Origin of the sequence: endosymbiont of Lamellibrachia barhami, from assembly GCF_011947365.2 — a bacterium.
Classification (GTDB): domain Bacteria; phylum Pseudomonadota; class Gammaproteobacteria; order Chromatiales; family Chromatiaceae; genus QGON01.
This window is the reverse complement of the sequence record NZ_JAAVSH020000001.1, coordinates 2,014,374-2,026,843: the sequence shown is the minus strand read 5'-3', so window position 1 is coordinate 2,026,843 and position 12,470 is coordinate 2,014,374. Positions and strand designations below refer to the sequence as shown.

The following is a 12,470-nucleotide window of genomic DNA, read 5'->3' as shown; positions in this document are numbered from 1 at the left end:
ACCCGGTTAGAGGAAATATAATCAGAGTTCAGCAGATGGCAATCAACTCGATCGTGGGACCGGCACTACAGGGCATCCAGCGGGGATTCCAGGGCATGCGCCGTGTCGCCTCGGAGATTGCCAGCGCCAGCCAGACCGAAAAACAGAATCCCACTGACCTCTCCCGGGCGATGGTGGAGATGAACCAGCAGGCGCACCAGGCCAAGGCTTCGGCCCAGGTACTGAAGGCCGCTGACGATACTATCGGCACCCTGTTTGACGAGCACGTCTGAACGGTTCAGTCCAGAGGGGGTTGGAGTCAGCCAAAAACGGACATTGGATCTATCCCAACAAAACAGTTCTCCGGGCACTCACAATCCCCTATTGTTTGCACTCCCATCAGAGAATCCGGTTTCCCCTTGATGAGTTATCTGATCCATCTGTTTCACTCCTTGTCGTTGTATCAGGCTGGTTATCAGTTGAATGCTCCCTGACCATCCACCTTGAGGGCTTTGAGCAACAGGTCTACAGCATAGTTACGGACGGTATAGTTGGCTGCCTCGTAAATATCTCTATCCTCCCAGCCGTTGGCGTAGGCGATTTCCAGGTCGGCGGCCTCCACCTCATCGGAATTGAGGACCATCTTTAACACCAACATCAACAGGGCTTTTTCTTTCTCGGGCAAGGGAGCCGTGGAAGGATCTTCTTGTGCGCTACGAAGGTCATCCAGGTCCATTCCATTCTCGATCATTATTCCCTCGCTTGTGGTGACGCAGTACTTGCAGTCATTTCTGGCTGCCACGAGATACCGCATCATGGCGAGTAGGTTGGAGCTCAGGCGGGGGTGCGTTTCGTAGTGGCCAAGAAATTCCGTGAACTCGGCAAGGATGTTGGGGCTCACGCCCATGAGCAGTAGGGGATCGGGAATGAAGCCCATGATTTCGTTGGCGGCGACCAGCATCTTTTCGACTGCTTTTTCCTGGCCGACAGGAGGGGTTGGTTGCATCAGGGGGGTCCGGGGAGTGTTCATGAGTATCTCTTCTCTGTAGTGATTAAGCTGAAAAGAATCGTAACGCCTAGAGGAGAATTGATAATTACCTCCGCACGAAAATCATAATTTCCGATTTGGAAAGAATGGCAGGGGTAGAATCAGTGGACCAATCCAGAGCTTTCCCCGCTTTTCCGGTGCTATGCTAAAATTTCCCTACGAATAATTCCTTGTGGGCAATTTATGGATGTTCTTACATCGATGGTTATATTCTGCAGGGTTGTTGAAAAGGGCAGCTTTTCTGCTGTTGCCAGTGAAAGGGATATGTCTCCGTCAAGTGTCAGTAAACACATCACCGCACTTGAGAAGCGCTTGGGTACACAATTGCTTGGCCGTACGACGAGGCAATTGAACCCGACCGACGCAGGTTGTGAATACTACAACTACTGCAATCAGATGCTGGAAGAATTATCCGAGGTTGAAGCCAGCGTCAACCGCTATCAATTTGAGACTTCAGGCACCTTGCATCTCAGTATTCCGGTTACCTTTGGCGAGTTGCATATTATCCCTGCACTATGGATGTTTCATGAAAAATACCCTGATATGAATATCGATCTGACTATGGACGATCGCGAAGTCGATCTGGTCAGAGAGGGTGTTGACCTTGCTATTCAAATTGGTCCACTGGCAGATTCATCCATGATAGCCCGGAAAATAGGCAGTACAGAAAGGTTGTTTGTTGCCAGCCCGGAGTATCTGGCCAAGCACGGGGAACCTGAAACCCCCACTGAACTCAAACAACACAATTGTGTCGTCCTTTCCTCGATGATGGCGCCCGATGAATGGCAGTACACCGGTCCGAAGGGGAAGGAAAAAGTCCAGGTCAGCGGCAACCTGACGGTGAATAACCCCGCCGCACTACGTGAGGCTGTCCTGGCATGAGTGGGCTTGGCCGCAGCACCCGTCTGGCTGATTCACGAGGGTATTCAACAGGGTAAACTGAAAGTCATTCTGAAAGACTATGTGCCGATAACATTGGATATTAATGCGGTGTATCGCAAACGCCTGTACGTGCAGCAAAAGGTTATTCTTATAATTGACCATTTGCGTGAAACCTTCAAACGCACTCTAAAGAAGACGAAGGTTTAATCTGTTTCCGTCATTAGCTTGTTTGCTTGTCGGGATAGGCAACTCTGCAGTCGTGGCAAACCTTGAAGTCGTTTTTCAGTATCGACACCATTGATGCACCACAAAACGGGCAGTGTTGCGGCTGCACATAGTCTTTGTCGCTATTGTCCTGAAACATCCAGTAATAGGTTTTTCTCATTACATTGCATTGTTGTGCAAGTTGGAGTCCTTCAAGGTTTATGGAGCCGATTTCATCCTGCAATTTTTGTTTTGCCCATTCCCGGTATTCCATGGTGTCAGACCATAGAGTAAAAAGTGAGTTGTAAGTCTTTGCCCATTTGAAGATTGCATGCTTAAGCTCATTGGAAATGATTGCATCATTTAACAGAATGGTTTTTTTACACCGCATACAATTAAGTGGTGATTCTGGTAGTGCACCATGTAAAAGAGCAGGCTCATTTTTTGAGCAGCGGCAAATTTTATCTTGGTCCAGTCCCATGCTATTGGCCTCCATTCTCATAATTGAACTATGATTATCGAAAATTAAATGGGTCCTGATTTCAATCATAACAGCCTGAGATACTGCCTGCTTTTGATCAGGCGGCTTAAACTCCGGTAGCGAATCACTCATTTTTCGGATCACTGTTCAAACAATTGGGGCCACCTCCAAGGAGGAACGACATGGAAAAAACCTTCTTGCAACCCCCCTTTGTGGGCGAATCCCGGCTCCTCCTGGTCGACGGACTGGTTACCCTTTTCGATCAGGTAAACGAGAGGAACGAATCCTGCTGGGTTTCGATCGAGGCCCCCTCTGGATGGGGCAAGACACGGGTAGCCCAGGAGTTTTATGCACGTCTGGCCGCTCGCCAAGAACAACACTATTGGCCGGCCACCATACTGGAGGCTTCAGATGTCGATAGCCTCGATGTCAGTGCACGCCGTAAACGGGTTTTTCCCAACCCCCAATACTTCAAACGCCCCCCCGGTTCATTGCCGAACTTTATGTGGTGGGGTATTGCCTGCGACATGCGTAATGGCGTGGCATCACAAACCTTGCTGGAAGACCTCCAACAACTGGATGCCCACAAAATCTATCTGGAGGCCACATGGGCCGCCCATGCATCATTCAAGGAAAAACGCTTCCCGACCCTGGCCGCGGCTAAACAAGCCCTATCGGATGTCGTAGAGGAAGCAGCCAGTGCGGGGCTTGGGGAGGTAATCGAACAAGTTTCCGGTGCCACCGTCCCTGGGCTCGGTCTTATCGTCAAGCTAGGCCGATGGGGTATCGGAAAGACAAAAACGTCATGCGAAACAAAGGAAAAACTGCTTGCCGGCGGTAAGCTGGATGATGGCAGTAACCGTGACGATCTACTGGAAGATATCGTCGCCACTGTTGCCAAAATGGCCCGACCCGGACTACCGACAGTGGTCTTCGTGGAGGATTTCCACAAGGCGACGCCCCTGATGGAGGAGCTTGTCGAGCGTCTTGTACGCACCAATGCCGCATTGCTGATCATCACCACATCCTGGCCCGGAGAACTCGACTTTGGCGGAACGCCGCAGAAACTGTTTGCCGATGATTTCCTGAAGTCCCGCATTCTGCGGATACAGACGGGTACTGAGCTGCCCGACCTATTTCACTCGGGCGCATCCATGGATGAACTACCCAAACAGGCCCTGCGCGAAATCATCCTCTCGTACTATCCCCATACCGATGAAGAGACTCTGGAACATCTGGCCAGCCGTTACAACAACCCGCTACCGCTGGAACTGGTCTGTACCATGCCGGTTTACCAGGATAATTTTGCTGCCAACGGCAAACTGAAACTGTCAGCCCAGGAGATCGATGCCTTGCCGATAGAGGTCGAAGACCTCTATCGGGAATTGTGGAAAGCCTTGCCGATAGAGGCACAACAGGCTTTGGCCCTGGCCACACTGGCCATTCCTGAGCAGGACTCAGCCTGGCACAGCCATTTAATCCAGAGTGCTATCCAGCAGTGTGATGGGATAGGCAATCACAAGGCGATTGCCCGTATGCTCGAAACGGACCGAATCCCCCATGGCTGGGCTCGCTTTATCGAGACATGGCTACGCCGGTTTAACGAACCCGATCAACTGCACATTGCACAAACTTATGTGAGTAAATTTTTCTTGAGGAGAACATCGATCACTATCTGGATCGGCTTGCCGAAAAGCTTAGAGAACAAAAATTAGACGGAAACGGCGCTGATGAACAGCACTGCGCCCGGCTTATGTTGGCCCTGCATAACAAAGGGAAAATGGATGACCTCTCTGCACTGAAAGCGATTCGTTTACTACAGGCTGCATTAAGTGAACTGCCGAGAGAGCTGCCGGAACGCATCAAATTGGGTAAGTATCTAGATGAAAATCCTGGTACTGAGTGATCTTCATATTGAATTCGAGGCGTTTGACATCGCCCTGTGTGATGTCGATGCAGTAATTCTTGCCGGTGACATTCATGTCAAAGACAAGGGGCTTTCGTGGGTACAGGAGAACATCAGAGATGTACCGGTTATCTATGTGCTCGGCAACCATGAGTATTATGGCAAGGCCTACCCCAGGCTAATTTACGGTATGAAGGAAAGATCCGCCGACACTAACATGCACATTCTGGAAAACAATGTAATCACGATGAACGGTGTGAACTTTCTCGGCTGTACGCTCTGGACGGATTTTGAACTGTTTGGGGATGCGCGCCTGACCGGATACGAATGCCAGCAAATTATGACCGACTATAAAAAGATTCGCCTCTCTCCCAAATTCTCAAAGCTGCGTTCGATTGATGTCGCCTCAATTCACCGGCAATCGCTCCGCTGGCTGGATAACGAGTTGGCGAAAAGAACGGGTGAATTGAACATAGTCGTGACGCATCATGGACCAAGCCCCAGATCATTGCCTGGAACAGCCATGAATGATGTTTCAAATGCGGCCTATGTCTCGAACCTGGAAGGCCTGATCGAACAGCGTCAACCAAGTTACTGGATTCACGGACACCTTCACAACAGCTCGGATTACTCGATAGGCAACTGCCGGATAATATGCAACCCGCGTGGTTATCCTGATGAAAGAAATCCGGAGTTCAATAGACAACTGAGTATCGATGTTTAGACTATGCACTATTTTAGCCGTGATTAACCTAGCGCGCTATCAACAATTACCAGTTCTCACGGGTTTTCGTGAAGGCGGTGTGGCGGGCGACCTGCGATGCTGGCGTCGATACTATCGGCACCCTGTTTGATGAGAGGGCCAGAAGAACAACGGCCCACTCAATGTTGCAGATCAGAAAAAAAGCATCGACAGATCCACTGCCGTAACATCCTTGGTCAGATCACCCACGGAGATTTCATCCACCCCGGTCTCGGCAATCCCCCTGATCGTCTCCAGATTGACGCCGCCCGAGGCCTCCAGCCGTACTTTACCTGATGCAAGGATGACTGCTGCGCGCAGCCCATCCAGGGAAAAATTATCCAGCAGCACCCGCTCCGCACCGCCCTCCAGCGCCTCGCGCAGTTCATCCAGCGACTCCACTTCAATCTCAATGCCCACGCCGCCAGGGGCCAAATCCTGAGCCGAGTCTAACGCCGCAGCGATGGAACCGGCAGCGTGAATATGATTCTCCTTGATCAGTATCGCGTCGTAGAGGCCGATGCGGTGATTGTCACATCCACCGCAGGTTACCGCATACTTCTGCTGCTGCCGCAGACCAGGCAGGGTCTTGCGGGTATCAAGAATACGCACTCCGGTTCCCGCCACCCGATCAGCATAGAAACGTGCCCGAGTCGCTGTTCCGGAAAGGGTTTGCAGATAGTTCAGCGCGGTGCGCTCCCCACTGAGTAGGGCACGACTGTTCCCCGTCAGGGTACAGAGCTGCTGATCCAGCGCCACTCGATCACCGTCTGCAACGCGCCATTGGATGACAATCTCCGGATCGAGTTGGCGGAAAACCTCATCGAACCAGGCTGTTCCACAGATTACAGCGGACTGCCGGCAGACCACCTCGACCCGGCTGACAGCATTCTCATCGAGCAGACCGGCGGTAAGGTCTCCTGAACCGATATCTTCGTCGAGGGCATCCCGCACCTGGCGGGTTATCAACTTCGGTGCGGGCAGCATCACTTTATGGAGCCTTTGAATAAGTCTGGACGAAGTAGATTGCGATTCAGAATGTTCAGATTTGAGGCGCAAATCGTACGTAATAGCTGGCTATTGCGAAGGTTTGCAACGAAAAAGCCGGGCATTCTGGACGCAAGATACGAGTTCATGACTTGCTCAGAGGCTCCTTAGCTCACTGAGAGCAGTTCCACATCGAAGACCAGGGTGGCATTCGGCGGAATAACACCTCCCGCACCGGCAGCGCCGTAGCCAAGCTGCGACGGAATGGTCAGTTTGCGCTTACCGCCCACCTTCATCCCGGCGACACCCTCATCCCAACCCCGGATGACCATCCCTCTGCCGAGAGAAAAGCTGAAGGGTTCATTGCGATCCACTGAGGAATCAAATTTGCTGCCATCGGTAAGCCAGCCGGTGTAGTGCACAGAGACAGTCTGGCCCGCGGCAGCTACATCTCCGTCGCCTTCGACCAGATCGTCATATTTCAAGCCGGAATCGGTAATTTTTTCGCTCATGAATTGAATCTCTCAGAGTGTGTGTGTTGGGGAAATAGTCGTGCAGTGAACGAACTTAATTGCAGCGAGGGAAAGTGTCAACAGAAGTCGAGCTGTCGGCTAAATGCACTTGATTTGAAAACCCCGACGATCAATCGGGGAGTTGTTCCAGGTTTCGTCAGGTCGACCCGGCAGTCGTCCCGGTATGTTTCAGTGCATCCAACATGGCGCCGAGCGCCCGATCCATAATCGGGGCATTCGTAACCTCCAGCACCTCGGCGCTGCCGTCACGCAGGTGCATGGCAAGGCCATCCACTGTCAGCTCAAGGGCCTTGACCCCTTTGCGGTTGACGAAGACAAAGACATCGGTGACATCGCTCTTCCAGGACAACTTGACCCGCTTCTTCTCTTCACCGTCAAACAGTGCGAGCCAGGTTCCAATCCCCAACGACTCAGCCTGTTCGGTGAACTTATCGTGGATCGCCACAATAACAGTCTCAGATTCGAGATCATCCACCAAAAAGGAAGATTGGTTGATCAACTGACTGTCGGGGAAACTGATATGCAGATCCGTAACCGTATCGACTCCGGCAGAGAGGCTTTTTCCCCGCAAACAGGCAATATGGCAATTCTGCAGCTCTTTAAAAAGCCGCGCCATTTTGTGCTGATCAAAAGAGATCGCGTTCAGTCTCTCCCGCAGGTTCCGCAGGAGCTCCGGAATATTGCGCAGCAACTCCTGCCGCTCCGCATACTCTTTTTTCGGCGCGACACTCCAAAGCAGCTTATCGACTATCTCCAGGGACTCCTTCCACTCTTCACTCTCTGGCCCCTGCCGCAGATAGTTGAGTAGCAGTACGTCTTTCCAACCGTCGCGCAATAGTGTTATTACCGCTTCGGGCAACTGTTTCTGAAACTGCAGCCGCTTGTTCAATTCATCGGTAACAGCGGCCTTGGCTGCACGCAACTGCTCCTTGCCACGGGTTACCTGATTGGTGCGCTGCTCTGCCACATCCGCGCCACGCTGCTCCCGTTCCCACCATTCATTGAACTCGTCATTCAATACCGTGAAGATTGAGGGATCGTCGTCGAAATCCGTCAATACACGCTTTACCATGCTTTCGATCGTGCCAAACAGGCCACCGGGCGAGCGGTCACCGTCATCATTCCAGCCAATCGCCGCCTGTGCCAGATTGTTCAGCAGCCGTCTGGCAGGGTGCAACTTTTTGCTGAAGAAGGTCTTGTCGATGATGGCGACCTTTAGCATGGGAATCTGCAGGCGGCTCAGCAGGGCCTTCATGGCATCCGGCAGACTGTGGTCGTCCAGAATGAACTCAAAGAGCATGGAGATGACGTCGATCGTATCGTTGTCTACCTCTCCCAGCGCCCGATGGGTTCTACCCTCTTCCAACATGCGCAGATCGCTGGCCAGACGCGTACGCAGGTTGCTTTCTTCCCCGTTATTGAGGGATACCATCACTGTATTGGATTGCTGCAGAGAAGAGAGCGCACTGAGCAGCTCGACCGTCTCCACCAGAGGCACCGAGATCGGCGCCCCACCGGTGCCTATCGGCATCCGTCCCGGTACTGCAGACCCTCCGGCAGGCGCTACACCCCGTCGCAGGTTCAAAAGCTGCTGCAAGGTCTCGAAAACCTCGGTTTGCAGGTCACTCCGTTCATCGGCAACCTCGCCGCCCCTTCCGTCGGTCTGCGCTTCACGACGGGCGCGGCTGACAGCCGGAGATACCGGGTTGCGCCGTACCTGCGGGGTCAGTTTGGGTATAATGCCGGCCTTGCCCAGCACCAGATTAAGCTCGTCGTAGAGTCCGCCGATGTAGTGCATGACCTGCTTGTCAAACAGCTTGTAGATAACCAGCTTGACCGGCAGATCAACTTCGACACTCCGCATCGCCTCCTGGAAGGCATTACAGATCACGCCGGGCGCAAGCGGGTTGTGCTGCTCGCTCACCTCACCCGTATCACCGGTCAGCTGAACAAAACGCTGTCCCAGGGCATACAGCTCACGGGAGTAGCGGTTCTCGCTTTTGGAGATCATGTTGGTGATGGCCAGAGAGTCTTCCAACTCATCCTCGCCCAGCAGGGACATCTCGGAGTCGCGACTCAATTCGGCAAAGGTCCGTTGATTGACTGGCGCCTCACCCGTCTCCCAGAAACGGTCGAACTTCTGCAACACTTCCCGGCTGAACACCCGATCGATCCGAGCCCGCTCCTTACGCAACTCACGCATCGCGTCGAAATAGGCTGTCTGCACGGAATCATTGCCGGATTTGTCCGCCAGCTCGTACATTGCGTCATCGAGCTTTTCGAACAATCCGTTCATCAATTGGGGAAGTGTTCTGACGACGTGTTTGCGACAGGCGTCGACGATCTTGCGACCTTTCGCATCGAGAGAGATCTGCCGCTTGCGCGTTGCAGAATCACTGAAAGAGATAATGTTGTCTTGCCGCTGCATTTTGATAACTGTGATAATGGCCTCAGCCGTTTGGCGGATTATCTCAATCCGCCGATTCCATTTACTTTCATGTCAATTTGGAGACTATGTCAACAACCTTGTTATGACTGCGAATGTCTTCACAAAACCACCAATTTCGGTCATCCTGGGAATTAAGTGTCTCCGCTCCACCGTCAAGATGCTGGGAAATTAGCACTTTATCCCTTAGCATTCAATTTGGTTCAGTAATTATAGCGGCATTCCTGCCGATAGCTTAACGAGCCGCGCTCATCTCATGATCAAAAATCCCGATTCGGCTGGGGAATCTGGTTTGAAGCGCGGTAATTTCTTAACAAAGCACTCTTCCTGGGTTATGGTTTGGCTAATTCATTTCTGGGTTCCCGATTTATGCGATTGATCCGGCATCTCGCCACCTCTCTGCTGGACAGCTTCCGTGATCTGCTCCCCATTATCGCAGTCATCGCTTTTTTTCAGACACTGGTACTGCAACAGCCCATCCCCAATCTGGGCAGTCTGCTCTTCGGCACCCTGCTGGTGGTTGTCGGCCTGAGCATGTTCATCCACGGACTGAAAATCGGCCTGTTCCCTCTGGGAGAGGCGATGGCTTGGGATTTCGCCAAAAAAGGCAGTGTCACCTGGCTTCTGGCTTTCGCTTTCTCCCTCGGCTTTGGCACCACGATTGCCGAACCTGCTTTAATCAAGATCGCTGAGGAAGCATCAGAAGTCGCAGCAGTTGGCGGCATGATAGCGAATAACGTCGAATCCATGGAGGATTACGCCAGCGGCTTGCGGCTTACTGTGGCCTTCGCTGTCGGTCTCGCAATCGTCATCGGCGTCCTGCGCATCATCAAGGGCTGGCCGGTGCAGTATCTGATCATTGGCGGCTATCTCGGCGTGGTGATTATGACCGCCTTCGCACCCCGGGAGATCATCGGCATCGCCTATGACTCCGGGGGCGTCACCACCTCCACCATCACTGTCCCTCTGGTGACCGCGCTTGGCATTGGTCTCGCATCCAGTATCAAGGGGCGCAATCCGATGACGGACGGTTTTGGCCTGATCGCATTTGCCTCTCTCACTCCGATGATCTTCGTGATGGGTTACGGAATACTATTGTGATAACGATTCTGAGCAATCTGCTGGGGGTGCTCGCCCAAACTGTTTTGGATGTTCTGCCCATCGCCTGCATCCTGTTCGGGTTTCAGTTTCTGGTGCTGCGCCGGCCGCTGCATAATCCTCGACAGGTCATCACGGGCTTCATCTTCGTGCTGGTCGGACTGGCATTTTTCCTGGAAGGCCTTGATCTGGCGCTATTCCCCCTCGGGGAACTGATGGCCAGCCAGCTGACCGATCCCGCTTTTCTCGGCATTACAGGGGAACACGATTTTGTACAATGGCACCACTATTACTGGGTCTATCTGTTTGCCGCCGCCATCGGCTTCTCCACCACCATTGCGGAGCCCTCACTGATCGCCGTCGCCATCAAGGCGAATCAGGTTTCAGGCGGCGCCATCAGCGAATGGGGTTTACGCATAGCCGTCGCCATCGGCGTTGCCTTCGGCATCGCCTTGGGCAGCTACCGGATCGTCAGCGGCACACCACTGCACTGGTATATCATCACAGGTTATCTGTTGGTCATCATACAGACCTTTTTCGCCCCGAAAACCATCATCGCCCTGGCCTACGACTCTGGCGGCGTCACCACTTCCACAGTCACGGTGCCGCTGGTGGCAGCCCTGGGGCTTGGACTGTCGAACAACATACCTGGGCGCAACCCGCTGCTGGACGGTTTTGGCCTGATCGCCTTTGCCAGTCTGTTCCCCATCATAGCAGTGATGGCGTATGCCCAGTTGGGCGAATGGCGCAGTAGAAATAAACGATAACTTTCAACCGAGACAGAGATCATGCGTTTTAAACTCATCATTGCACTGGTGGAGGACAGCCATACAAATGTGGTTCTGGACGCTGCCCGCAAAGCCGGCGCTACCGGTTCCACCGTCATCAACCAAGCCCGGGGTGAGGGTGTGGAGCAGGCAAAGACCTTCTTCGGGTTGACCCTTGAGACCCAACGGGACGTGGTGCTGCTGTTGGTGGAAGAGCATTTAAGCCGCAGCATTCTAGAAACCATCGCCAAGGCGGGGGATTTCGACGAGCGTCCCGGCACCGGTATCGCCTTTCAGATTGACATCGAAGACGCAGTTGGGGTCAGTCATCAGATTCAGAGTTTGAGCCATGTAGTGGAGGAAGAGCTATGACAACCCAGATCACTCGTGTAATGGACGTAATGAAGACCAACTTTGACCTGGTCGACGGCATGGATACCGTCGCCAAGGCGCTGGATACCATGTCCCATGTAGAGACCAAGTGTCTAATCGTAAAAAAACGCAATGAGGATGACGAGTACGGCATGGTGCTGCTCTCCGACATCGCCCGCCAGGTGCTGGCGAAGGATCGGGCGCCGGAACGGGTCAATATCTACGAGATCATGACCAAACCGGTACTCACAGTCTCTCCTGACATGGATATCCGCTACTGTGCCCGCATGTTTGCCCGCTTCGACCTCTCCCGCGCACCGGTGGTATCGAACGGCAAGGTCGTCGGCATCGTCAGCCATACCGACATGGTGCTCAGGGGGCTGGTCAATACGCAACTGGAGAAATAGACGTGTTAAGGGAGCAGCCGGACGGCTTGCTCTCCAGCGCGAAGCAGCGACCCTCACCCAATCAGGACGAACGTCCCCCCGGGTGTGAGATCGATCTGCTGGTGATCCACAACATCAGCCTGCCGCCCGGCGAGTTTGGCGGCCCCTGGATCGACGACCTGTTTCTCAATCGACTCAGGCGCGAACAGCACCCCTATTTTGCCGAGATTGCCGCACTTAGCGTCTCCAGCCATCTGCTGATCCGGCGGGATGGCGAGTCGATTCAATATGTCCCCCTGCATCATCGCGCCTGGCATGCAGGCGAGTCCTGCTTTTCAGGGCGGGAAAGGTGCAACGACTACTCCATCGGCATCGAACTCGAAGGCACGGATGAGCAACCCTATACCGACGCTCAATACACCGCCCTGGTAGAGGTCACCCGCGAGATCATGGCCCGTTATCCAACGATCACGCCGGATAGAATTACCGGCCATGCCGATATATCGACTGGGCGTAAAACCGACCCCGGCCCGGCATTCGACTGGGAGAGATATCGCCGCATGTTGCGGGAGTGCAGGCAGGATCATACTTAGCAATTGTTACCTGATCCGCTACGCTTGATCAGGCCTGCGGATTATC

14 protein-coding genes are annotated in these 12,470 nt (G+C 53.3%); 9 read left to right on the top strand and 5 right to left on the bottom strand.

Annotated features, from left to right (window positions below):
• Positions 1 to 35: 35 nt before the first annotated feature.
• The gene (locus G9Q73_RS09125) at positions 36 to 272 is read left to right on the top strand and encodes a hydrolase (protein WP_177419508.1); all 237 of its coding nucleotides are present in this window, start codon (positions 36 to 38) and stop codon (positions 270 to 272) included.
• Between the two features lie 182 nt (positions 273 to 454).
• On the opposite strand, the gene G9Q73_RS09120 is transcribed toward G9Q73_RS09125, so the two are convergent.
• Positions 455 to 1,009 (bottom strand): carboxymuconolactone decarboxylase family protein, encoded by a 555-nt coding sequence (locus G9Q73_RS09120; RefSeq protein WP_177419507.1) that lies wholly within the window; start codon positions 1,007 to 1,009, stop codon positions 455 to 457.
• 201 nt (positions 1,010 to 1,210) lie between these two features.
• Here G9Q73_RS09120 and G9Q73_RS09115 point away from each other — a divergent pair, with 201 nt between their 5' ends.
• Positions 1,211 to 1,909, top strand: coding sequence for a LysR family transcriptional regulator (locus tag G9Q73_RS09115; protein ID WP_177419506.1), 699 nt, complete (start codon positions 1,211 to 1,213; stop codon positions 1,907 to 1,909).
• 220 nt (positions 1,910 to 2,129) lie between these two features.
• Here the strand turns inward: G9Q73_RS09115 and G9Q73_RS09110 are convergent, their stop codons facing one another.
• Positions 2,130 to 2,726 (bottom strand): DUF2310 family Zn-ribbon-containing protein, encoded by a 597-nt coding sequence (locus G9Q73_RS09110; RefSeq protein WP_177419505.1) that lies wholly within the window; start codon positions 2,724 to 2,726, stop codon positions 2,130 to 2,132.
• 50 nt (positions 2,727 to 2,776) lie between these two features.
• On the opposite strand from G9Q73_RS09110, the gene G9Q73_RS09105 reads away from it, so the two are divergent.
• Both G9Q73_RS09105 and G9Q73_RS09095 read left to right on the top strand, forming a co-directional pair.
• Entirely contained in the window at positions 2,777 to 4,309 is a 1,533-nt protein-coding gene (locus G9Q73_RS09105) for a hypothetical protein (RefSeq protein WP_177419504.1), read from the top strand.
• 168 nt (positions 4,310 to 4,477) lie between these two features.
• The gene (locus tag G9Q73_RS09095) at positions 4,478 to 5,224 is read left to right on the top strand and encodes a metallophosphoesterase (protein ID WP_177419502.1); all 747 of its coding nucleotides are present in this window, start codon (positions 4,478 to 4,480) and stop codon (positions 5,222 to 5,224) included.
• Positions 5,225 to 5,395: 171 nt separating this feature from the next.
• Here the strand turns inward: G9Q73_RS09095 and nadC are convergent, their stop codons facing one another.
• From nadC to G9Q73_RS09080, 3 genes are all read right to left on the bottom strand, one after another.
• The gene (gene nadC / locus G9Q73_RS09090) at positions 5,396 to 6,229 is read right to left on the bottom strand and encodes a carboxylating nicotinate-nucleotide diphosphorylase (RefSeq protein WP_177419501.1); all 834 of its coding nucleotides are present in this window, start codon (positions 6,227 to 6,229) and stop codon (positions 5,396 to 5,398) included.
• Positions 6,230 to 6,396: 167 nt separating this feature from the next.
• The gene (locus G9Q73_RS09085) at positions 6,397 to 6,741 is read right to left on the bottom strand and encodes an FKBP-type peptidyl-prolyl cis-trans isomerase (RefSeq protein WP_177419500.1); all 345 of its coding nucleotides are present in this window, start codon (positions 6,739 to 6,741) and stop codon (positions 6,397 to 6,399) included.
• A 157-nt stretch (positions 6,742 to 6,898) separates the two neighbouring features.
• Complete coding sequence (locus tag G9Q73_RS09080) at positions 6,899 to 9,190, bottom strand: DUF1631 domain-containing protein (RefSeq protein WP_177419499.1); 2,292 nt, start codon at positions 9,188 to 9,190, stop codon at positions 6,899 to 6,901.
• A gap of 387 nt (positions 9,191 to 9,577) precedes the next feature.
• Between G9Q73_RS09080 and G9Q73_RS20425 the strand changes: the two genes are divergently transcribed.
• The 5 genes from G9Q73_RS20425 to ampD are packed head-to-tail and all read left to right on the top strand — an operon-like array spanning position 9,578 to position 12,424.
• Positions 9,578 to 10,309: a DUF1538 family protein gene (locus tag G9Q73_RS20425; RefSeq protein WP_177419498.1), complete on the top strand. Its 732-nt coding sequence runs from the start codon at positions 9,578 to 9,580 to the stop codon at positions 10,307 to 10,309.
• A complete protein-coding gene (locus tag G9Q73_RS20420) occupies positions 10,306 to 11,073 on the top strand; it encodes a DUF1538 domain-containing protein (RefSeq protein WP_369408864.1) in 768 nt (255 codons plus the stop codon). Before G9Q73_RS20425 ends, G9Q73_RS20420 begins: the two co-directional genes overlap by 4 nt.
• Before the next feature lie 21 nt (positions 11,074 to 11,094).
• Complete coding sequence (locus G9Q73_RS09065; RefSeq protein ID WP_177419497.1) at positions 11,095 to 11,445, top strand: P-II family nitrogen regulator; 351 nt, start codon at positions 11,095 to 11,097, stop codon at positions 11,443 to 11,445.
• The gene (locus tag G9Q73_RS09060) at positions 11,442 to 11,852 is read left to right on the top strand and encodes a CBS domain-containing protein (protein WP_177419496.1); all 411 of its coding nucleotides are present in this window, start codon (positions 11,442 to 11,444) and stop codon (positions 11,850 to 11,852) included. The genes G9Q73_RS09065 and G9Q73_RS09060 overlap by 4 nt, the downstream gene beginning before the upstream one ends.
• Positions 11,849 to 12,424 carry a 1,6-anhydro-N-acetylmuramyl-L-alanine amidase AmpD gene (gene ampD, locus G9Q73_RS09055; RefSeq protein ID WP_177421374.1) on the top strand — a complete coding sequence of 192 codons (576 nt, stop codon included), beginning with the start codon at positions 11,849 to 11,851 and terminating at the stop codon, positions 12,422 to 12,424. Before G9Q73_RS09060 ends, ampD begins: the two co-directional genes overlap by 4 nt.
• Positions 12,425 to 12,470 lie beyond the last annotated feature (46 nt).

Excerpts from the sequence above, each read along its gene's own strand:
- G9Q73_RS09125 (WP_177419508.1), top strand. The coding sequence starts at position 36 with ATGGCAATCAACTCGATCGTGGGACCGGCACTACAGGGCATCCAGCGG.
- G9Q73_RS09120 (WP_177419507.1), bottom strand. The coding sequence starts at position 1,009 with ATGAACACTCCCCGGACCCCCCTGATGCAACCAACCCCTCCTGTCGGC.
- G9Q73_RS09115 (WP_177419506.1), top strand. The coding sequence starts at position 1,211 with ATGGATGTTCTTACATCGATGGTTATATTCTGCAGGGTTGTTGAAAAG.
- G9Q73_RS09110 (WP_177419505.1), bottom strand. The coding sequence starts at position 2,726 with ATGAGTGATTCGCTACCGGAGTTTAAGCCGCCTGATCAAAAGCAGGCA.
- G9Q73_RS09105 (WP_177419504.1), top strand. The coding sequence starts at position 2,777 with ATGGAAAAAACCTTCTTGCAACCCCCCTTTGTGGGCGAATCCCGGCTC.
- G9Q73_RS09095 (WP_177419502.1), top strand. The coding sequence starts at position 4,478 with ATGAAAATCCTGGTACTGAGTGATCTTCATATTGAATTCGAGGCGTTT.
- nadC (WP_177419501.1), bottom strand. The coding sequence starts at position 6,229 with ATGCTGCCCGCACCGAAGTTGATAACCCGCCAGGTGCGGGATGCCCTC.
- G9Q73_RS09085 (WP_177419500.1), bottom strand. The coding sequence starts at position 6,741 with ATGAGCGAAAAAATTACCGATTCCGGCTTGAAATATGACGATCTGGTC.
- G9Q73_RS09080 (WP_177419499.1), bottom strand. The coding sequence starts at position 9,190 with ATGCAGCGGCAAGACAACATTATCTCTTTCAGTGATTCTGCAACGCGC.
- G9Q73_RS20425 (WP_177419498.1), top strand. The coding sequence starts at position 9,578 with ATGCGATTGATCCGGCATCTCGCCACCTCTCTGCTGGACAGCTTCCGT.
- G9Q73_RS09065 (WP_177419497.1), top strand. The coding sequence starts at position 11,095 with ATGCGTTTTAAACTCATCATTGCACTGGTGGAGGACAGCCATACAAAT.
- G9Q73_RS09060 (WP_177419496.1), top strand. The coding sequence starts at position 11,442 with ATGACAACCCAGATCACTCGTGTAATGGACGTAATGAAGACCAACTTT.